Origin of the sequence: Massilia sp. YIM B02443 (genome assembly GCF_030411955.1) — a bacterium.
Taxonomy (GTDB): Bacteria; Pseudomonadota; Gammaproteobacteria; order Burkholderiales; family Burkholderiaceae_D; genus Telluria.
In genome coordinates this window covers 1-20607 of sequence record NZ_JASNRA010000004.1, presented here as the reverse complement: position 1 = coordinate 20607, position 20607 = coordinate 1, and the positions used below count along the sequence as shown (strand labels likewise).

22 protein-coding genes are annotated in these 20607 nt (G+C 68.6%); 18 read left to right on the top strand and 4 right to left on the bottom strand.

Features of this window, described 5'->3' with window-relative positions:
- Position 1 precedes the first annotated feature (1 nt).
- The 11 genes from QPK27_RS05805 to QPK27_RS05755 all read left to right on the top strand — a co-directional run bounded on the left by QPK27_RS05805 (position 2) and on the right by QPK27_RS05755 (position 7258).
- A complete protein-coding gene (locus QPK27_RS05805) occupies positions 2–700 on the top strand; it encodes a class I SAM-dependent methyltransferase (RefSeq protein ID WP_290417262.1) in 699 nt (232 codons plus the stop codon).
- A 19-nt stretch (positions 701–719) separates the two neighbouring features.
- The gene (locus QPK27_RS05800; protein WP_290417261.1) at positions 720–1355 is read left to right on the top strand and encodes a hypothetical protein; all 636 of its coding nucleotides are present in this window, start codon (positions 720–722) and stop codon (positions 1353–1355) included.
- A gap of 7 nt (positions 1356–1362) precedes the next feature.
- Positions 1363–1719, top strand: a complete 357-nt coding sequence (locus QPK27_RS05795; RefSeq protein ID WP_290417260.1) for a translation initiation factor Sui1 — start codon at positions 1363–1365, stop codon at positions 1717–1719.
- 44 nt (positions 1720–1763) lie between these two features.
- Positions 1764–2237 carry a GNAT family N-acetyltransferase gene (locus QPK27_RS05790; protein WP_290417259.1) on the top strand — a complete coding sequence of 158 codons (474 nt, stop codon included), beginning with the start codon at positions 1764–1766 and terminating at the stop codon, positions 2235–2237.
- Positions 2238–2342: 105 nt separating this feature from the next.
- Positions 2343–2567, top strand: coding sequence for a sulfurtransferase TusA family protein (locus tag QPK27_RS05785; protein ID WP_290417258.1), 225 nt, complete (start codon positions 2343–2345; stop codon positions 2565–2567).
- A gap of 21 nt (positions 2568–2588) precedes the next feature.
- A complete protein-coding gene (locus QPK27_RS05780) occupies positions 2589–2951 on the top strand; it encodes a DsrE family protein (protein WP_290417257.1) in 363 nt (120 codons plus the stop codon).
- A 39-nt stretch (positions 2952–2990) separates the two neighbouring features.
- Positions 2991–3878, top strand: coding sequence for a phosphate/phosphite/phosphonate ABC transporter substrate-binding protein (locus tag QPK27_RS05775; protein WP_290417256.1), 888 nt, complete (start codon positions 2991–2993; stop codon positions 3876–3878).
- A 19-nt stretch (positions 3879–3897) separates the two neighbouring features.
- Positions 3898–4644: a phosphonate ABC transporter, permease protein PhnE gene (gene phnE / locus QPK27_RS05770; protein ID WP_290417255.1), complete on the top strand. Its 747-nt coding sequence runs from the start codon at positions 3898–3900 to the stop codon at positions 4642–4644.
- Positions 4641–5390 carry a phosphonate ABC transporter ATP-binding protein gene (phnC, locus tag QPK27_RS05765; RefSeq protein ID WP_290417254.1) on the top strand — a complete coding sequence of 250 codons (750 nt, stop codon included), beginning with the start codon at positions 4641–4643 and terminating at the stop codon, positions 5388–5390. The genes phnE and phnC overlap by 4 nt, the downstream gene beginning before the upstream one ends.
- A 3-nt stretch (positions 5391–5393) precedes the next feature.
- Complete coding sequence (locus tag QPK27_RS05760; protein ID WP_290417253.1) at positions 5394–6920, top strand: 5-methyltetrahydropteroyltriglutamate--homocysteine methyltransferase; 1527 nt, start codon at positions 5394–5396, stop codon at positions 6918–6920.
- Complete coding sequence (locus tag QPK27_RS05755) at positions 6920–7258, top strand: DsrE family protein (RefSeq protein ID WP_290417252.1); 339 nt, start codon at positions 6920–6922, stop codon at positions 7256–7258. Before QPK27_RS05760 ends, QPK27_RS05755 begins: the two co-directional genes overlap by 1 nt.
- 10 nt (positions 7259–7268) lie before the next feature.
- Here the strand turns inward: QPK27_RS05755 and QPK27_RS05750 are convergent, their stop codons facing one another.
- Positions 7269–8243 carry a tripartite tricarboxylate transporter substrate binding protein gene (locus tag QPK27_RS05750; protein ID WP_374047022.1) on the bottom strand — a complete coding sequence of 325 codons (975 nt, stop codon included), beginning with the start codon at positions 8241–8243 and terminating at the stop codon, positions 7269–7271.
- A 34-nt stretch (positions 8244–8277) separates the two neighbouring features.
- Positions 8278–9327, bottom strand: coding sequence for a porin (locus QPK27_RS05745; RefSeq protein ID WP_290417251.1), 1050 nt, complete (start codon positions 9325–9327; stop codon positions 8278–8280).
- Between the two features lie 138 nt (positions 9328–9465).
- Here QPK27_RS05745 and QPK27_RS05740 point away from each other — a divergent pair, with 138 nt between their 5' ends.
- The 4 genes from QPK27_RS05740 to QPK27_RS05725 all read left to right on the top strand — a co-directional run bounded on the left by QPK27_RS05740 (position 9466) and on the right by QPK27_RS05725 (position 13659).
- Complete coding sequence (locus QPK27_RS05740) at positions 9466–10155, top strand: response regulator (RefSeq protein WP_290417250.1); 690 nt, start codon at positions 9466–9468, stop codon at positions 10153–10155.
- 9 nt (positions 10156–10164) lie between these two features.
- A complete protein-coding gene (locus tag QPK27_RS05735; RefSeq protein WP_290417249.1) occupies positions 10165–11628 on the top strand; it encodes a sensor histidine kinase in 1464 nt (487 codons plus the stop codon).
- Positions 11629–11788: 160 nt separating this feature from the next.
- The gene (locus QPK27_RS05730) at positions 11789–13225 is read left to right on the top strand and encodes a CitMHS family transporter (RefSeq protein WP_290417458.1); all 1437 of its coding nucleotides are present in this window, start codon (positions 11789–11791) and stop codon (positions 13223–13225) included.
- A gap of 98 nt (positions 13226–13323) precedes the next feature.
- Positions 13324–13659: a hypothetical protein gene (locus tag QPK27_RS05725; protein WP_290417248.1), complete on the top strand. Its 336-nt coding sequence runs from the start codon at positions 13324–13326 to the stop codon at positions 13657–13659.
- 28 nt (positions 13660–13687) lie between these two features.
- Here the strand turns inward: QPK27_RS05725 and QPK27_RS05720 are convergent, their stop codons facing one another.
- Positions 13688–14887, bottom strand: a complete 1200-nt coding sequence (locus QPK27_RS05720; RefSeq protein WP_290417247.1) for a PAS domain-containing sensor histidine kinase — start codon at positions 14885–14887, stop codon at positions 13688–13690.
- Positions 14877–16226, bottom strand: a complete 1350-nt coding sequence (locus tag QPK27_RS05715; RefSeq protein WP_290417246.1) for a sigma-54 dependent transcriptional regulator — start codon at positions 16224–16226, stop codon at positions 14877–14879. The genes QPK27_RS05720 and QPK27_RS05715 overlap by 11 nt, the downstream gene beginning before the upstream one ends.
- Before the next feature lie 200 nt (positions 16227–16426).
- On the opposite strand from QPK27_RS05715, the gene QPK27_RS05710 reads away from it, so the two are divergent.
- The 3 genes from QPK27_RS05710 to QPK27_RS05700 all read left to right on the top strand — a co-directional run.
- Positions 16427–17713, top strand: a complete 1287-nt coding sequence (locus QPK27_RS05710) for an efflux RND transporter periplasmic adaptor subunit (protein ID WP_290417245.1) — start codon at positions 16427–16429, stop codon at positions 17711–17713.
- A 52-nt stretch (positions 17714–17765) separates the two neighbouring features.
- Positions 17766–18446, top strand: coding sequence for an ABC transporter ATP-binding protein (locus QPK27_RS05705; protein ID WP_290417244.1), 681 nt, complete (start codon positions 17766–17768; stop codon positions 18444–18446).
- A partial coding sequence (locus QPK27_RS05700) for an ABC transporter permease (protein ID WP_290417243.1) occupies positions 18443–20607 on the top strand: 2165 nt, incomplete at its 3' end. The genes QPK27_RS05705 and QPK27_RS05700, both read left to right, overlap by 4 nt.

Sequence of the window (20607 nt, the reverse complement as noted above, 5' to 3'; positions counted from 1 at the left end):
GATGGACGAGGATTTTAAGATGGACAAGAACGCGGCAACGAACCCGGTGATCGCTTATTTCGACAGCGTCGCCGAGTTCTACGACAACGAAAGCGCCGACTATTCGGAAGAGCAGCTGGAAGACCTGGACGAAGCGCACGAGCAGATCTCGACGCTGCTGGCCGGCCACCGCATCCTGGAACTGGGCTGCGGCACCGGCGGCTGGACCGAGGTGCTGGCCGAGACGGCCGAGTCGATCGTCGCGGTCGACGCCAGCGCGGCGATGCTGGAGCAGGCGCGCACCCACGGCGACGCGCCGGCCAACGTCACCTATCGCCAGGCCGATGTGCTGGATCTGCCGGACGACCTGGCCGGCGAGGGCGGCAAGTTTACCGCCGTGTTCATGGCCGGCCTGTGGTCGCACCTGACGCGCGATCAACAGGACGTCCTGCTGGCGAGCCTCAAGAAGCGCGTCGGCAAGGACGTGCTCTTGGTGCTGTTCGACGACGAGTATGTGGAAGGCGAGAGCGCCACCATCGCCCGCACCGACCTGCAGGGCAACACCTACGAGATCCTGCAGGACGCCGACGGCAACCGCCACGAACTGCCCAAGGGCTACCCGACCGACAGCGCGCTGCGCAAGAAGCTGGGCAATGCCGGGCGCGAGATCAAGATCGCGCGCTGGGAGTTCTATCGGGTGCTGACCTGCCGCCTGAAGTAATCCTGCTATCCGCGACGCCGTGATCAATCGCCTCCTGACCGCGCTCTTTTCCTGTTCGCTGCTGGTCTCGTTTTCGTCGCACGCCGCGCAGTCGCTCTCCAGCACCGAGTGCGGCGTCGACCGGGCGCGCCTGTTGGCGCTGGACGAACAGCAGTTCGACCAGGACATGGCTGGTGGCTGGCGTGCAGTTGCGGACAAGCCGGGCTGCAACGTCGCTGCCGCCGATCTGATTCGCGACTGGCGCCGGAAGCACGGCGTCAGTCCGGGCCTGCTGATCTGGCACGAAGCGCAACTGCGCGCCTCCTCCGGCCAGACGCCGGAAGCCATCGCGCTGATGACGCAGGCACGCAGGGGCCCGGGCGTGCCGGACAAGAGCGGCTGGAACATCTACGTGGATGCCTCGATCGCCTTCCTGCGCAAGGACATGGCGGCCCTGCAGCAACAGCGCGCGAAGCTGGCCGCCGTCGCGCCGCCGAGCGGCCCGAACGCGCCGGTGATCGTGGTGGACGGCTACTTCGATGTCGACATGGGCAATGGCGAGACCATGAAAATGCGCTGGCCGCCGAATATCGACGTGGTCGACGGCTTGATCGCGTGCTTCGATAAACCGTATGCCGAGGCTTACCGCAGCGAATGCCAGCCGCGTCGCCAATAAGGAAATCATGAAGAGCAGTTCAAGCGGTGGCCTGGTCTATTCCACCGAAAGCGGGCGCATGTGCCCGGAATGCCGCCAGCCGGTCGCGCAATGCGCCTGCAAGGCCAGGAGCGTGCCGGCGGGCGACGGCGTGGTGCGCGTCTCGCGCCAGACCAAGGGCCGCGGCGGCAAGTGCGTCACGCTGGTGAAAGGCCTGGCGCTGGACGCCGCCGCATTGGCCGCGCTGGGCAAGGGGTTGCGCAGCGCCTGCGGTTGCGGCGGCACCGTCAAGGATGGCGTGATCGAAGTGCAGGGCGACCACTGCGACCTGATCATGGAAACGCTGACAAGGCTCGGCCATCAGCCCAAGCGATCCGGCGGCTGAGAGAAGCTATACTCATCGGCTTCCAAACCGCCATGGAAGCCTTCATGCAGATCGCATTCGAAACACCCGACCAACCCGACGTGCACGCCTTGATCGCGGAGCTCGACGCCTATCTGTATGCGCTGTACCCGGCCGACAGCGTGTACGCACTCGACATCGCCTCGCTGCTCGACCCCGGCGTGCTGTTCGCGGTCGTGCGCGATGGCGCCGGCGCCACGGTCGGCTGCGGCGCCATCGTGCTGAATCCCGAGTATGCCGAGATCAAGCGCGTGTATGTGCGTCCCCAGGCGCGCGGGCAAGGCCTGGCGCGCCGCCTGATGGAAGCGCTGGAGCTGGCGGCCGTGGGCCGCGGTTGCAGCACCTTGATGCTCGAGACCGGGCCTACCCAACCGGAAGCGCTGCTGTTGTATGAAGGGATGGGTTACCGCCGCCGCGGCCCGTTCGGTGATTATCCGGACGATCCGTGTTCGGTGTTCATGGAAAAGCATGCCGGCGGCGGGATTCTCCTGCGCGAATAGTCTGCTGGACCTGCAATCAGGTGACTGCTGGTCATCCTGTTCGGGTTGCTTATCGTCGCATCTTCTCGTAGACTGCCGGTCGATATTCCTGAACAGAAACTTTGCATGATCGACCATGACATCGAATGGAACGCCGGCGACCTCGCATGCGGCGACCTGGTGCTGGAACTGCGCCGCCGCGTGCGCGCCGAACCGGGCAAGGTGTTCCGCGTGATTGCGCTCGACCCGGGCGCGCCATCCGATATTCCCGCCTGGTGCACGATGACCGGCCACGCGCTGCTGGCGGTCGACGCCGACGCGCGCGCCTACATCATCCGCGCCAAAACCTAGACCGCCACAAGGAGACCCGCCATGTCCAACAAATTCCTGATCAACCTGACCAGCAGCCTCGATAACACCGACAAGGCCACCGTCGCCTTCGTCGTCGCCAATGCCGCCGTGGCGTCGGACAAGGAAACCGTGGTGTTCCTGTCGATCGAAGGCGTGCGCCTGTCGCAGCAGGGCTTTGCGGACGCGATCCACGAAGAAGGCTTCGCGCCGCTGAAGGAACTGATGGACAACTTCGCGGCCGCCGGCGGCAAGATGTACGTCTGCTCGCCGTGCTTCAAGAAGCGCAAGCTGGACGAAGAAAAACTGGTCGCAGGCGCAGTCGTCGTCGGTGGCGCCAAGCTGGTGGAGTTCATGAGCGACGGCTGCCCGAGCGTGAGCTACTAATCTCCAGTCATCTCCGTCAATAACAAGAAAGTCAGCCCCATGAGCTCCACCCGCAGAACCCTTCTCGCCGCCGGCCTCGCCGCCGCCGGCACCGTCGCACTCGGCGCCGCCGCGCCGGCACTGGCCCAGACGCGCCGCAAGCTGCGCTTCGGCGTCGGCCCGCTGCTGCCGACCGCCGAAGACACCAGGAAGGCCTATATGCCGTTCTTCGCCCACCTGGCGAAAGAACTGAACGCCGACTTCGAACTGTTCGCCACCACCGACTGGGCCGGCATGGCCGTCGCGATGGGCGCGGGCCAGCTCGACCTGGCGTGGATGGGACCGTGGGGCTACATCATCGCCAACAACAGCACCGGCTGCACCGCGCTGGCCACCGTCAAGTACGACGAGAAGCCGTTCTATCACGCGATCGTCATCGGCCGTCCTGACCTGAAAGTGACGAAATTCCCGATTGACACCAAGGGCCTCAGGATGTCGTTCGCCGATGTCGGCTCGACCTCGGGCTGGCTCGTCCCGACCTGGTATGCGAAAGAAGTCTGGAAGATCGATCCGAAGACGCATTGGAAGTACACCGAAGGCGCGACCCACGCCGCCAACGAGATGGCGGTGCAGGCAGGGCAGGCCGACATGGCCACCGACTTCGATCGCAACCGCAATGCGATGATCGAATCGGGCCGCGTCAAGCCGGGCTCGAACAAGATTCTGTGGACCTCGGCCCCGCTGCCGAATGACGCCATCGTGGTCCCGAAAGGCACGTCGCAGGCCGTCATCGACCAGATCCAGAAGATCGTCACCGCGATCACCGTGGAGCAGGCCAAGACCCTGCTGCCGGCGCACTACACCGGCTTCGTCAAGGCCGACCACGCCGCCTACGCGTCGATCGAGAAGGCCGGCATCGCGGTCGGCAAGATCAAAGCCAAGGCTTGATGCGTTCATCGTGATGTCGATGAAACGCTGGATCGCCGCCTTTGCGGTGGTGGCGTTCTACGTGGTCTGCTGGCGCGTGGCGCAGGTCGACCCGGTGCGCCTGGCCGAGGGCTTGCCCAGGCTCGGGCACTGGATCGCCTCGGCCTGGCCGCCGGCGCTGCACGAACTGCCGCTGTTCGGCGAGCGCATCGCCGAGACCATCGCGATGGCGGCGATCGGCACCACTGCCGCGATGCTGCTGGCGCTGCCGATGGCGGTGCTGGCCAGCCGCAACATCACGCCCTGGCCGCGTCTGTACTATCCGGCGCGCTGGGTGCTCAACACCCTGCGCGGCATCGACTCCTTCATCTTCGCGCTGCTGTTCGTCGCCGCCGTCGGCCTGGGGCCGTTCGCCGGCGTGATCGGCATCGCGCTGCACACCTGGGGCAGCGCCGCCAAGCTCTTGGCCGACCATATCGAGAACATGCCGATGGGGCCCCTGGACGCGGTGCGCAGCACCGGCGCCGGACGCGCCACCGCGATCGCGTATGCGGTGCTGCCCGAGATCCTGCCGGTGCTGCTCTCGAGCGGCTTGTATTGGTGGGAGTTCAACGTGCGCGCCTCGACCGTGCTGGGCGTGGTCGGCGCCGGCGGCATCGGCCTCGAACTCAAGAACAGCATGGACCTGCTCGATTTCCCGCGCCTGTTCACGATCATCGTGCTGATCCTGATCGTGGTGACGGTGCTCGACCAGGTCAGCAGCTGGCTCAGGAAACGCCTGGTATGAGCAGCCTGTTCATCGCCCACAAGATAGGCCAGCATTACGGCGCGCGCCTGGCGCTGGAAGACGTCGGCTTCACGCTCGAACGCGGCCAGATGCTGGCTTTGCTCGGGCCCAGCGGCGCCGGCAAGACCACGCTGTTTCGCTGCCTGGCCGGCCTGCAAAGTCCGGACAGCGGCCGCATCGCGCTCGACGGCGTCGAAGTGGCCTCGCTGCGCGGCCGCGAACGGCGCCGCATCGGCCTCGTGTTCCAGCAATTTAACCTGGTGCCGCGCCTGTCGGCGCTGGACAACGTGCTGGCCGGGCGCCTCGGCCACGCGCCGGCCTGGCGCAGCTGGCTGCGCCGCTTCGACGCCGCCGACGTGGCGCGGGCGCGCGACTGCCTGGCGCGCGTCGGCCTGGCCGGCCATGAAGGCCAGCGCGCCGACACGCTGTCGGGCGGGCAGCAGCAGCGCGTGGCGATCGCGCGCGCGCTGGCCCAGCAGCCCGACCTGATCATCGCCGACGAACCGGTCGCCAGCCTCGATCCGGGGTCTGGCGCCGGCATCCTCGAACTCCTGAAGTCGATCTGCCACGCCGACGGCCTGGCCGTGGTCTGCAGCCTGCACCAGCCCGAGTACGCGCGCCGCTACGCCGACCGCGTGCTGGGCCTGCGCGCCGGCCGCGTCGTCGTCGACGTCGACGCGGCATCCTTTGGCCGCGATCAGATCGACACGCTGTACGATGGCGTCATCCACGACACCCAATTCTGAACCATGACCTTCCCACATCCCCACAAGCCCGACGTCGGCTTCGACGGCGGCGACCTCGATTGCGGCAACGGCTTGCTGCTGCTGATCCGCAAGCACATCGACCCGCTGCCGCGCGGCGGCCTGCTCGAGATCCGCTCCACCGAAATCTCGGTCGATGAAGACCTGCCGGCCTGGTGCCGCATGACCGGCAACGAACTGGTATCGTTCCTGCGCGAGGGCAAGCAGCGCAGCTTCCTGGTGGCCAAGGGCAAGCTGGCCGAGCGCAGCGCCGTCGCCCCGGCGCTTGCACCGGTCAGCGGCGGCTTCGAGCCGGTCGTGGTCAAGCCGATGACCGAATTCCCGCCGCTGGCGCCGGCGCCAGGGATCGCGCCGCTGTCGGTGATGGGCATCGGCTCCTGGCCGCGTCCGCGCTGGATGCTGCAGGCGGTGCACGAGCACATGGAAGGGCGCCTCGACGACGCGGCGTTCCACGCCACCGCCGACGATGCGGTGCGCCTGGCGGTGCAGGCGCAGCTGCGCGCCGGCGCCGACGTGGTGTCGGACGGCGAGCAGCGGCGCGACAGCTATTCCAGCTTCGTCGCTTCGCGCCTGGATAACTGCCAGCTGATTCCCTTGACCGACCTGCTGCCGCTGGTGGACGACCCGGAAGAGTTCGAGCGCGAGCTGCGCGCGCTGGACGTGCCGGCCGGCGACGTGCGCCACCCGGCCGTGTTCGGGCCATTGGGCCGCACGCGCGGCATCGCCGTGCACGAAGTCGACTTTGCGAAGTCGCTGACCCGGCAGCCGATCAAGGTGGCGCTGCCCGGCCCCTACCTGCTGACGCGCACCATGTGGATGGAGTGCATCTCGGACCGCGCCTACGACAACCGCGACGACCTGGCGCGCGACATCGTGCGCGTGCTGCGCGAGGAAATCGCCTGCCTGCTGGCGAGCGGCACGGCGCTGGTGCAGCTGGACGAACCGGTGCTGTCCGAAGTCGTGTTCAGCGGCCCGGCCTCGCAGCGCAGCTTCATGTGCGGCGCGCTGGGCGAAAAGGCCGATACCCCGACCGAGCTGGCGTTCGCGCGCGACCTGGTCAACGCCGTGGTCGCCGGCTTCCCGCGCGAGCGCCTGGCCGTGCACATGTGCCGCGGTAACTGGACGCCGGATGAAACCAAGGCCCTGGCCGGCGACTACCGGCCGCTGGTCGACACGCTCGGCCAGCTGCGCGTCGGCACGCTGTTCCTGGAACTGGCCACGCCGCGCGCCGGCGAGATGGAAGTGCTCAAGGCGCTGCCCGACGACGTGCGCATCGGCATCGGCGCCTGCAACCAGAAGCACGCGCACGTGGAAAGCGTCGAGCACGTGGTGCACCACGCCGAGCACGCAATCCAGCTGTTCGGCGCCGAGCGCCTGCTGCTCACGCCCGACTGCGGCTTCGCCACCTTCGCCGACAATCCGCTGACCTCGGCCGCGATCGCCGAAGCCAAGCTGGCGACGCTGGCCGGCGCCGCGCGCATCCTGCGCGAGCGGCACGGGATCGTGCTGTAATGGCGCGCCTGATCGTTGTCGTCAACGACGTGGACGACGAGGGCGCTGCAGTGCCGCTGCGTTATGCCGCCACGGCGGCCGCGCTGGACGTCGAGGTCGAGTTGCATTGCGTCGGCGCCAGCGTTGCCTGGCTGCGCCAGAGCGCCGCAGGCCCGGCGTTGCTGGGGCAGTTGCGCGATGCCCTGGAGGCCGGCGCGCGCATCTATGCCTGCCCGCAAGCGCTGGCGGCCAACGGCGTGTCGGCCGATGCGCTGGCGCCGGAAGTGGCCGGCATCCGAGGCGCGGCCGCCTTGCTTGCCGCCGGCTTCGCGCCCGGGGCGCGCTTCATGAACTTCTGAAAGTCGCGGCTCAAGGCTCGCGCAGCAGCTTGAACTGCTGCGCCTGGCGATGATACCCGGCTACCGACTGCTTGATGTAGCGGGTCAGCGCATCGCCGGTCAGCGAAAATGGATACAGGCCGGCCTGCTCGCGCATCTGCGCGAATTCCGGACGCGACTCCATCCGGGCGAAGGCCCGCACCCAGCGCCGGTAGTCGGCCTCGCGCACGCCCGGCCCCATCCACACGCCGCGGATCACCGGCCACACCACATCGTAGCCCTGTTCGCGCGCGGTCGGCACCCTGGCCAGCCGGCCCGGCAAGCGTTGTTCGGACAGCACCGCCAGGATCCTGATCTTGCCGTCGCCGGCGTTGAGCAGCGCTTCCGAGGTGTCGCCCGACACCGCCTGCACGTGCCGCTGCTGCATGGCGATGAACTGCTCGCCGCCGCCTTCCAGCGCCACGAAGCGCATCGTGCGCGGGTCGATCCCGGCCAGGCGCGCCAGCAGCGCCATCTTGATCCAGTCCTGGCTGCCGACCGTGCCGGACATGCCGATCAGGACCTGGCGCGGATCGCGCTTGAGCGCCTTGAGCAGGTCGTCCAGCGTGCGCCATGGCGAATCGGCGCGCACCGCGATCATGCCGTAGTCGGCGCCGAAGGCGGCCACCCAGCGCACGTCGTCGGCGTCGGTCTTGCCGAATTTCCCCAGCGCCAGGTTGAGCACCGAGCCGCCGGAAAAGGTCACCAGCGTGTTGGCCTCGGCGCGCCGCTGCGACACCATCGTGTGCCAGGCCACGGCGCCGACGCCGCCCGGCAGATAGCTCAGCTTGAGCTCGGGCGCCGACGGTTCGGTATGCAGCGCCTGCTGGGCGAGCTTGCAGGTGAGGTCCATCGCGCCGCCCGGCTTCGACGGGATCAGGCACTCGGCCTCCATTGGCATGGCGGCCGGCGCCGGCAGGCATGCCAGTGTCAGCATGGTCGACAGGAGAGGGCGCACGAATCTCATGCCCGGCATGATAGCGCGACGCAGTGACCCTTGCTCAGAAACGGTGCTGGATGCCGGCGCTGATGCCGCGTTGGGTCGATCCATAACCTTCGTCGTCGCGCGACAGGCTGATGCTCTGTCCGGCCCCGGCGCGGGCGCGCGCGCCCGACAGATACAGGACGGTGCGCGGCGACAGCGCATACATCGCACGCAGCACGACCATGGTCGGATTCGCATCCGGCGCCGCGGCCGGGTTGCGGGTGTCGACGTGATACACGGCGCCGGTCAGCGTCACCGCGCCGATCGTGCGGATGATGCCGCCCCAGTAGGTGTTGGCCCGCAGGCCCGCGCTGCCGCGGTTGTCGTACTTGCGCATGCCGGCGATGTGGCGCCAGTCGCCTGCCTGGTAGCTGGCCGCCAGGTGCCAGGCGGTGCTGTCGTCGCGCGCGGCGCCTGCCAGCGCAGGGGCGCCGTTGACGCGCTCCCAGGTCGCCATCAGGCCCAGGCTACTGCCGAACCAGGAGCCGCCAAGCGCGAGCTTGCGCCCATCAAGGCTGCTCTCGCTGCGCTCGCCCAGGCCGACCGAGGCGCCGTAGGTGAAGCCGCCGCTCTTGCCGGTGTACTTGACCAGGTTGTCGAACTGGGTGGTCATGCCGTATTTCGACGGGCCGGTGGCGCTGCCGCCGGTGGCCCAGGAATAGTTGGGCGCAAAGCCGAGCGGGTCGAACTTGATCACCGTTTCATACACGGTGGTGAACGAGCGTCCGATGACGATGCGGCCCAGCGATCCGTCCAGGCCGACCCAGGCCTGGCGCTTGAAGATGGCGCCGTCGCTGGCGCCGACGTCCATCAGGATGCCGCCTTCGAGATTCCACACGGCCTTCAGGCCGCCGCCCAGCTCCTCGCTGCCGCGGATGCCCCAGCGCGAGGTGTTCTTGCCGCCCGAGATGACTTTCACCAGGCTGCCGCCTCCCGTGCGGGCATTGTCGACCACCTCGACGCCGGCGTCGATCAGGCCATAGATCTGCGTCGTGCTTTGGGCGTGTGAGGCGTGAAAAGGGAAAAGCGCCGCCAGGACGGCGAGCGCAGGAACTGCGTGCTTCATGTTGTCTCCGAATCGTTATGTACAGCGTGTTTTGGCCGACTATATGAGCGGCAAGCTTTCAATTCGCTTTCAATGCCCGGAGCGCGGCCGCTGCGAAGTGCCTTTTCGGCAGGGCGCATTTGCGCTTACACTGGCGCGATGAGAATCCTGCTAGTCGAAGACCACCTCGAACTGTCGCACTGGGTATCCAAGGCCCTGCGCGACGCCCACCTGACGGTCGAATGCGCCACCAATGGCGCCGACGCCGACACCTTGCTGCACACCCAGGACTATGCGCTGGTGATCCTGGACCTGACCCTGCCGCGCATGGACGGGCTGGAAGTGCTGCGCCGCCTGCGCGCGCGCGGCGGTACGCGCGGCGGCACGCCGGTGCTGATCCTGACCGCGCGCGGCGGCCTGGAAGAGCGGGTGCAGGGCCTGAATCTGGGCGCCGACGACTACCTGCCCAAGCCGTTCGAGTTGACCGAGCTCGAAGCGCGCGTCAAGGCGCTGCTGCGCCGGCGCAGCGGCAACGAGGCGCTGGTGCAGCGCTGCGGCCAGCTGGCGTTCGACACCGTGGCGCGCATGTTCTCGTATTGCGGCGAGCCGCTGGCGCTGACCCCGCGCGAGCACGCGGTGCTGGAAGCGCTGATCGCCAGGCCGGGCCGCGCGCTGTCGAAAGAAAAGCTGTTCCATGAAGTGTTCGCGCTGGGCGACGATGCCGGCGTCGACGCCATCGAGCTGTACATCCACCGCATCCGCAAGAAGCTCGAGCGCCATCCGGAGGGCGGGGCGGCGATCGTCACGCTGCGCGGAATCGGCTACCTGCTGCAGGAACGCGCAGCGTAAGCCGAGCCGATGGCCTTGCGCGCCTTCCTTGACCGCCTCGGCGCCGCGTTCGAACGCGCCGGCCAGCCGGGCAGCCTGCGCCAGCAGCTGCTGCGCTGGCTGATCCTGCCGCTGGTGGCGCTGGTCGCCCTGAATGCCGTGTCGCTGTACCGCGACGCGCTGGAAGCGGCCGACGTCGCTTACGACCGCTCGCTGCTGTCGTCCACGCGCGCGCTGGCCGAGCGGGTGACGGTCAAGGACGGCAAGGTGGTGGCCAACGTGCCCTACGTGGCGCTGGACAGTTTTGAAACCGACACCCTTGGCCGCATCTATTACAAGGTCACCGGGTTGCAGGGCGAGACCGTGTCCGGCTACGACGACCTGCCGCCGGTGCCGAAGGGCGTGCCGCGCAGCGACCTGTATCCGGCGCTGGTGCGCTTCTATCACGCCAGCTACAACGGCGAACCGGTGCGCATCGCGGCGCTGCTGCAGCCGGTGTACGACGATTCGATGCGCGGGATCGCCCTGATCCAGGTCGGCGAGACGCTCGACGCGCGCCAGGCGCTGTCGCGCCGCATCCTGTTGAACACCTTGCTGCGCCAGACGCTGATGGTGCTGGCGGTGGCGGCGCTGGTGTGGTTCGCGGTGCGCCTGGTGCTGCGCCCGCTGATGCGCCTGAAGACGGCGGTCGAGACCCGGCCGCTGTCCGACCTGTCGGACCTCGATCCGGCGCTGGTGCACCGCGAAGTGCGCCCGCTGGTGACGGCGATGAACGGCACCATGGCGCGCATGCAGGACCTGATCGCCAGCCAGCGCCGCTTCATCGCCGACGCTTCGCACCAGCTGCGCACGCCGCTGGCGGTGCTCAAGACCCAGGCCGAGCTGGCGCTGCGCGAGAACGATCCGGCCGCGATGCGCGCCATCGTGGGTTCGATCGCCGGCACCACCGACAACGCCATCCACCTGGCCAACCGTTTGTTGACGCTGGCGCGCATCGAGCATGGCGGCGGCAGCGCGGCGTTGGCGCCGGTTTCACTGGCGGCGCTGGCCGGGCAGGTCGGGCTGGAGCTGGCCATGCCGGCGGTGCAGAAGGGGATCGACCTGGCGCTCGAAAGCGGCGAGAACGCCGACACCACGGTCATGGGCAACGAACTCCTGCTGCACGAACTGGTGTCGAACCTGGTCGACAATGCGATCCGCTACACGCCGCCCGGCGGCAGCGTGGTGCTGCGGGTTGGCGCGGATGCGGACGGCGTGCTGCTCGCGGTGAGCGACAGCGGTCCGGGTATCGCCCCCGGCGAATACGACAAGGTGTTCATGCCGTTCTACCGCGCCCAGGCCACGCTGGAAGCCAATCCCGGCGGCACCGGGCTGGGACTGGCGATCGTGCGCGACATCGCGGTCATGCATGGCGCCGCGCTGGCACTCAGCCAGGGAGAGGGCGGGCGCGGGCTGGAGGTCGGCGTCCGGTTTGCGAGGCACGTTGAAAGCTGATTGAAAGCCAGGCGGGCATATAGTCGATCCAAACAAGGCGGCCACCACGCCGCCACACTTTGGAGACAATCATGCACCATCCCGCCTTCGCGCGCGCCGTCGCGCCTGCGCCATCCCGTTGCCGTCCGGCCATCGCCATCCACACCCGGGGAGCTTGATGATGCTGACCGTGCTCGCCTATTCGATGATCGTCGTGTTCATGTTCCTGATCATGACCAAGCGCCTGCCGGCGCTGCTGGCGCTGATCGTGGTGCCGATCGCCTTTGGCCTGATCGGCGGCTTCGGCGCCGACCTCGGGCCGATGATGCTCGACGGGATCCGCGCCCTGGCCCCGACCGGCGTGATGCTGATGTTCGCCATCCTGTATTTCGGCGTGATGATCGACGCCGGCCTGTTCGACCCAGTGGTGCGCCTGATCCTGCGGCTGGTGCAGGGCGACCCGATGAAGATCGTGGTCGGCACCGCCGCGCTGGCGATGATGATCTCGCTCGACGGCGACGGCGCCACCACCTACATGATCACGGTGTCGGCCATGCTGCCGCTGTACCAGCGCCTCGGCATGAACCGCCTGACGATGGCCTGCGTCATCATGCTGGCGGGCGGCGTGTTCAACATCCTGCCATGGGGCGGCCCGACCGCACGCGCCGCTACCGCGCTCGGCGTGGATGTGAGCGAAGTGTTCGTGCCGATGATCCCGGCGATGGTCGTCACCGCGCTGTGGGTGCTGTTCGTGGCCTATATGCTGGGGATGCGCGAACGCAAGCGCCTCGGCTTTGTCGCCCTGCCGGGCGAGGCGCCGTTCGCCAAGGCCGCGCAGGCCAGCGTCCTCACGCCGGGCCTGGGCGAGCTGGCGCCGGTGCATGCGATGGCGGGTAACGCTGCTGCGGCCGACGGCATCGCCAGCGGCAGCGGCGGCGTGCCGAAAACTGCCACCGAGCCGGAGATCAGCGTCTCGTCGCCTGAGACCGTGCGTCCCAAGCTGGTGTGGATCAATGCGGTGCTGACCGCGCTGCTGCTGGTGATGCTGGTGCTGGGCGCGCTGCCGCTGCCGGTGCTGTTCATGATCTTCTTCGCGCTGGCAATGATGATCAACTACCCGGGCCTGGAGCAGCAGAAGGCGCGCATCGAATCGCATGCGCCGAACGTGCTGCCGGTGGTTTCCTTGATCTTCGCGGCCGGCATCTTCGTCGGCATCCTGCAGGGCACCAAGATGGTCGACGCCATCGCCCTGAGCGTGATCGCCGCCGTGCCGGACTGGATGGGGCCTTACCTGGCCGTGGTCACGGGCTTCCTCAGCATTCCGTTCACCTTCTTCATCTCGAACGACGCGTTTTATTACGGCATCGTGCCGATCCTGGCCAAGGCCGGCGAGGTGTATGGCATCACCGCCGCCGAGATCGGCCGCGCCTCGATCATCGGCCAGCCGGTGCACCTGCTCAGCCCCCTGGTGGCGTCGACCTACCTGCTGGTCGGCATGGCCAAAGTGGAATTCGGCGACCACCAGCGCTATACCCTGATCTGGTCGATCAGCGCCTCGCTGGTGATGCTGCTAGCGGGCCTGCTGTTCGGCGTGATTCCACTGTTCGGTGGGGCATAAGAAAATCCATCATTTCCTCCGAATCGGGGTTGTAATCAAGGCGTCGAGCGCCATCATGAAGACATGCCTTTATGACCATCTTTGATTCGGAGGAAACTATGAAGAAAGTTATCGCCCTGTTCAGCGGCATGATCATCGCAGCCGGCGCTGCGGCCCAGGCCGACCGTACCGGCACCACTGCCGCGCAACCGACCAACAGCGTCGATCGCAAGGCGCCGGTCTCCGGCGAGCGCGAGCGCGAGAATCCTGCCAAGGAAGGCCCGGAAAGCGCGAACATCGTCGACCCCGATTTCCAGGGCAGCAGCAAGCAGCAGACCACCTCGTCCGGCATGGGCCAGCCCAAGCAGGGCAGCGAGCGCACCTCGCCGGCGGACAAGACCAAGCCGCAGGTGCAGGACGCCCAGGACGTGGAAGACAAGACGAAAAACAAGTAAGCCGGACGCGCGGCGCCGCTCGCGGGTCCTAGAAGCTGACCACGAAACGCGCGCCGCCGCCCACCGGGCGCACATGGCGCACGGTGCCGCCGTTGCCGTGCACCAGCTGGCGCACCAGCGCCAGGCCGATGCCGCGGCCGCCTTTCTTGGTCGTGAAGAAGGGCGTGAAGATGTGCGGCAGCAGATCCTCGGGCACGCCCGGTCCGTTGTCGCCGATGTCGATGCGCAGCCGGGCGCCGCGCGCCAGGCGCGCTTCGACATGCGCCTGCGCCTTGTTCACTGCCGCCGTCGCCTCGAAGGCGTTCTTCAGCAAGTTGATCAGGGCTTGCTCCAGCTGGCCCGGATCGGCCACCAATACCAGAGAAGCCGGCTCGCAGGTGAAGCGCAGCTCGCCGCCGCGCGCGCGCCACATCGGTCCCAGCAGCGTCGACAGGCGTTCGAACAGCTGCGCCAGTTCGATCCGTTCCGGACGCGCCTCGGGCAGCGCCGACAGGCTGCGGTAGCTGCCGACGAAATCGGCCAGGCTGGTAGCGCGGCGCGAGATCGCGTCCAGCGCCACGCGCAGGTCGGCGGCAGCTTCTCCCTCCAGCTGCAATTCTTCCAGCAAGCCCTGTGCGGTGGCCGACAGCGAGGCCACCGGCGTGAGCGAATTCATGATCTCGTGGGTCAGCACCTGCACCAGCACGCGCCATGCACTGAGTGTTTCCGATTCCAGTTCGCTCTCGACCGGGAGCAGGGCGGCGATGCGCTGCGCCTTGCCGTGCAGGCTCAAGGCCGACACCGCGACCATGGCGCGTTCGAGGCCGCGCTCCGAGTCGAACGAGATCAGCGAGCGGCCGGCCGGCTGCGCCGCCAGCCGCGCGAACAGCGCGGGTGCGTCGACCACCCGGCCCGGCGCCACCAGCCGGCGCGCGTTGGCGTTCAGCGGCGCCACGTCGCCAGCCTCGCCGGCGCCGTCGATGCGAAACAGTGCCACCGGCGCGTGCTCCAGCCGCGCCTCGTGCGCCAGCGCGTCGGCCTGCGCCTGCGGCAGCGGCGACGGCGCCGCAACCACTTCGGCCGGCGCCGCCATGGGCCCCAGCGCGCGCCACAGCAGGCCGGCCAGCGCCAGCATCGCCACGGCGCAGATCACCAGCAGGCGCGGCGAGTCCTGCAGCATGACCGCGCCGGCCGCCAGCGCCATCAAGGCCGGCACCAGCGCGAAGGCATGACAGCGCTTACAAGCCATGCTTGTCCAGCTTGCGGTACAGGGCCGCGCGGCTCAGGCCGAGGCGGCGCGCCGCTTCGCTGATGTTGCCCTTGGCGCCGTCCATGGCGGCGGCGATGGCGGCGCGTTCCAGGTCGCCCAGCGTGCGCTCGTCGGCCGGCGCCGGCGCCGGCGCCGACAAAGCAGCGGATGCCGGCGCCGGATCGGCCAGGCCGAAGTCGGCGAACGCGTAGTGCGGCCCGACGGCCAGGATCACGGCGCGTTCGCAGGCATGGCGCAGCGCGCGCACGTTGCCCGGCCAGTGCCAGGCGCTCAAGGCCGCCAGCGCGGCATCGGACAAGCCCCGTGCCGGACGCGCATACTGGCGCTCGTAATGGCCCAGGTAGTGACGCAGCAGGCCGGGAACGTCTTCCTTGCGTTCGCGCAGCGGCGGCACCCGGATCACGATCGTGTTCAGGCGAAACAGCAGGTCGGGCCGGAACACGGCCGGGTCGAACAGCTGCGCTTCATCGAGGTTGGTGGCGCTGACGATGCGCACGTCGACGTCCTGCGGACGGTCGGCGCCGAGCGGCGTCACCGCGCGCCGCTCCAGCGCGGTCAGCAGCTTGGCCTGCGCCGCCAGCGGGGTGTTGCCAATCTCGTCGAGGAACAGGGTGCCGCCGCGCGCGGCCTGGAAGCGGCCGTCGCGGTCGCCCTTGGCGTCGGTGAACGAGCCCTTGCGGTGGCCGAACAACTCGCTCTCGAAGGTTGCTTCCGGCAGCGCGCCCATGTCGACCGCCAGGAAGCTTTTGTCGGCGCGGCGCGAGGCCAGGTGGATCGCCTGCGCCACCAGTTCCTTGCCGACGCCGTTCTCGCCCAGCACCAGCACATTGGCTTCGGTCGGGCCGACGCTGGCCACCAGCGCGCGCACCGCGTTCATGGCATTCGAATCGCCCATCAGCGCCGAACTGGCGGCAGGCGTGGGCGGGGCCGCGCGCCGCGCCAGCGCGCTGTCGACTGCTGCCAGCAGGCGCGCGTTGTCCCATGGCTTGGTGATGAAGTCGCTGGCGCCGCGCTTGAGCGCTTCCACCGCCAGCGGCACGTCGGCGTAGGCGGTGAGGGCGATCACGGCCGGTGGCCTCGGCTGGCGCAGCAGCAGGTCGAGCGCGGCCAGGCCCTCGGCGCCGTCGGTGCGGCCGGGCGTGAAGTTCAGGTCGAGCAGCACCACGTCGACGTCGGCCTGCGCCGGCTGCGCGATCAAATCCACCGGGTCGTGCAGCACTTTGATGTCGGCATGGCGGCGGCGCAGCAGCATGCGCGCCGCGAACGCCACGTCGGCGTCGTCGTCGAGGATCAGGAGGCGGGCGGTCGATGGTTCCATGGAAGCGGGCGGTGCGGTGGACCGGGGCATTCTAGCAGCGAAATCCGGCCTGCCGGACGCTGTTTTGCGGCCTGTCCGCAAGCGCACACCCGACCTGTCCGGAAGCGGACACTCGCTACCCGCAGCGGGTGAAAACGGCCGTAAAAACGCATGGCACGGCGCTTGCAATAAAGCCGGTATCGCCACTTGCCGCCGTCACCATGCAACCACGTCTTCACACCACCCCAGCTTCCGGCAGCGCCATGGACACGGTCGTGCCCAAAAAACGCGGCAAGACCATCCTGATCGCCTGCGGCGCCGTCGCGCTGCTGGCAGCGGTCCTGGCCGCGGCCTGGAGCCAGGTTCCGCGCGGCCTGCAGGTCAAGCGCGCCGACCTCGATATCGCCGTCGTCGAACGCGGCGTGTTCCGCGACGAGATCGTGCTGCGCGCCAGCGCCGAGGCGCGCGACTCGGTGGTGCTCGACTCGGTGGAGTCGGGCCGCATCGAAGAAGTCTTCGCGCGCGACGGCGAGAACGTCAGCAAGGGCCAGCTGCTGTTTCGCATCTCGAACCCGCAGCGCAACCTGGAACTGCTGGCGCGCCAGGCCGAACAGGCGCAACAGATCTACAACCTGTCGAACCTGCGCCTGGCGCAGGAGAGCGACCGCAGCGCGCGCCAGCGGCGGCTGGACGAGCTGGATTTCGCGCTGACCCAGGCGCGCAAGAAACTGGCGCGCAACGAACAGCTGGCCGCGCGCGGCTTCATCTCGAACGTGGCGCTGGAAGAGATGCGCGACGCGGTCGACAAGGAAGCGCGCGCGGTGGCGCTGGAGCAGGAACGCGCCGCGGCCGAAGGCGTCGTGCGCGGCAAGGCGCTCGACCAGCTGGAGGGCGCGATCGGCACCCTCGACGGCGGCCTGCAGCTGGTGCAGGCGACGGTCGAGGCGCTGGTGGTGCGCGCGCCGGTAGCCGGACGCCTGACCGACTTCCGGCTGCAGGTGGGCGAATCGATCGTCACCGGCAGGAACGTCGGCCGCATCGACGATCCGGGCCACTTCAAGCTGGCCGCGCGCATCGACGAGTTCTACCTGAACCGGATCGCGGTCGGGCGCGGCGGCGCCGTGACCCATGAGGGGCGCAGCTATGCGGTCGAGGTGGCGCGCGTCTACCCGCAGATCAAGGAGGGGCGCTTCAGTGCCGAACTGCTGTTCACGGAGAAGCAGCCGGCCGGCCTGCGTCCCGGCCAGAGCCTGGACACGCAGCTGACGCTGGGCCAGCCGGCGCCGGCGTTGCTGCTGCCGGCCGGCGCCTTCCTCGGCGACAGCGGCGGCGCCTGGGCCTATGTGGTGGGGGCGGACGGCAAGCAAGCGCAGCGGCGCCCCATCCGCGTCGGCCGCCGCAGCGGCGGCCAGGTCGAAATCATCGACGGCCTGCACGCCGGCGAACGGGTGGTGGTCTCGAGCTACGCCGCCTTCGGCCAGTCGGCGATCCTCGCCATTTCGCAATGACTTACCTAAAAAATTACGCAGTAAACTCGCAATCCATCGAAAGGAATTCTTGATGCTCAAACTGTCAGGCGTTAGCAAGATCCACCAGGCGGGTGAAGTCCAGACCCGCGCCCTCGACCGGATCGATCTGGAGATCGAAGCCGGAGAATACGTGGCCATCACCGGCCCGTCGGGCTGCGGCAAGTCGACCCTGCTCAGCCTTCTGGGCCTGCTCGACGTGCCGAGCCAGGGCCAGTACCTGTTCGACGGCCAGGATGTCTCGGGCTGGAGCGAGGCGCGCCTGAATCGCCTGCGGCGCGGGCGCATCGGCTTCATCTTCCAGAGCTTCAACCTGATCGACGAACTGAACGTGTTCGAGAACGTGGAGCTGGCGCTGGAATACACCGGCACCGGCGGACGCGAACGGCGTGCCCGCGTGCAGGCGATGCTCGAGCGCCTGGGCGTGGCGCACCGGGCCAAACACAAACCGTCGCAGCTGTCGGGCGGCCAGCAGCAGCGGGTGGCGATCGCGCGCGCACTGGTAGCGGGGCCTGCGCTGCTGCTGGCCGACGATCCGACCGGCAACCTGGACACGGCGCACGGCGACGAGGTGATGCGCATGCTGCGCACGATTAACGCCGAAGGCACGACCGTGGTCATGGTCACCCACTCCCCGAGCCACGCGGCGCAGGCCTCGCGCACGCTCGACCTGCTCGATGGGCGCATCGTGGTCGATGCGGAGAAGGCGGCGTGAAGTTCGGCCTGTTCAAAGTACGCGATTTCGTGGTCGGCTGGCGCCTGCTGCTGCGCGAGCCGGGATACTCCGCCGTGACGATGCTGGGCCTGACGGTGGCATGCGCCGCCTGCTACCTCTTGATCGGCTTCGTGGCCTGGTGCATGCAGTACAACAGCCACGTGCCGCATGCCGACCGTGTGTATGTGGTCAAGCAGCGCGTGAACCACTTCCCGCGACCGGACTGGAACACGCGCGCCATGCTGTTCCTGCGCGATACGGCGCTGGACAGCAAGATGGCAGAACATGCCAGCATCGCCGATCCGATCGGCAAGCCGCTGCGCGTCGGCGACAACCTGCACAAGGTCGAGATGTTCGCCGTCGACCGCGCCTTTGCCGACATCTTCGGCATCGTCCCGCTGGCCGGCGATCTCGGTGCGGCCCTGGGCCGGCCCGATGGCGTGGCGCTGACGCAGCAGACCGCGCGGCGTTTGTTCGGCGACCGTCCGGCACTAAACGCCACCGTGCGCTCCGGCGACGAAGTGCTGCAGGTGCTGGCGATCCTGCCCGATGTGCCGTCGAATGCCACCCAGCGCTGGGATGCGCTGACCGGGCCACTGAGCCGCGCCCGGCCGCTGGCGGCGCGCGTGGCGCGGCCCACCGACGAGCAGCGCGGCGGCGTCTTCGTCAAGCTCCATCCGGACCAGGACAAGGCGCTGCTGGAACGCCTGATGCAGAAGGCACTGGACGAATCCCCGCTCGAACGACGGATGGGCGGCGAACGGCTGGTGCGCGCGCTCGGCCGGCCCGGCACCGAGGCCGCGCTGGTGGCGTTACCAAGCGCCTATTTCGATCCCGACCTGGGCAGCGGACGCGAGGCCGGACGCTACGGCCAGAAGGGCCCCTTGATGGCGCTGGGCGCGGTCGCGCTCCTGATCCTGGCGCTGGCCATGACCAACTGGATCAACCTGGTCACGGTGCGCACGCTCAGGCGCCAGCGCGAGATCGGCATGCGCAAGGTGCTCGGCGCCGGCGCCGCGCGCGTGGCCGGCCAGTTCGTCGCCGAGTCGGTGCTGGTGGCGCTGGTGGCTACCATTGCCGGCATCGTGCTGGCGTGGCTGCTGCTGCCGCCGTTCGCCGCGCTGGTGGATCGTCCGCTGCAGGGCTTCTTCACGCCGGCGCGGCTGGCGGTTGGGCTGGCGTGCGGTTTGCTGGTCGGGGTAGTGGCGGGGCTGTATCCGGCGTGGACTGCGCTGCGCGTGCGCCCGGCCGTGGTGCTGGCGGGACGCGACAGCGCCAGCGAGACGATCGGCAACCTGTGGCTGCGGCGCACGCTGACGGTACTGCAGTTCGGCGTGGCGATGGCGCTCACCGCCGTCACGGTGGCGGTCGGATGGCAGACCTGGTACGCCAGCCATGCCGATCCGGGGTTCGATCCGGCCAAGCTGGCGCTGATCCGGGTGCCGGAGTCGGAAGATGAACAGGTACGTGGCCTGGTGCGCGCCCTGGCGCGGCTGCCGCAGATCGAGGGCGTGACGGTGCAGTCCGAGGCGGTCGGACGCGACGACATCCGCATCATCGGCGGCTTCAGTACCCGCAAGGGCGAGGACTTCCGCGTCGAACTCAAGGACGTGTCGCCCGCGTTCTTCGCTTTGTATGGCATGCAGCCGCTGGCCGGGCGCCTGTTCGATGCGAAGCGCGATCAGCCCGGGCGCGGCCTGGTGGTGCTCAACATGGCGGCGGTGCAGGCGCTGGGCTACCCCAGCGCCGCGGCGGCGATCGGCCAGATGCCGTTCGCGCCCGACGAACGCGCGCCGGATTCCGTCATCATCGGCGTGGCGCCCGACCTGCGCTACCAGTCGCTGCGCGAGCGTCCCGGTCCGATGATCTACCGGATGACCGACGTCGCCACCGTGATCGCGGTGCGCTCGGCGCTCGGCCAGCAGGCACTGGGGCGCTTGCTGGCGCCGCTGTGGCGCCAGTATTACCCGAACGGGATCATGCAGATGCAGAGCGCGGGCAGCGTCTTCGCCGAGAACTACACGAGCGACCTGCGCATGGCGCAGATGCTTGGCGCGGCCAGCACCGTTGCGCTGGCCTTGTCGGCGTTCGGCATCTACGTGCTGTCCGCTTACACCGTGCAGCGCGGGCGGCGCGAGATCGTGATCCGCAAGCTCTACGG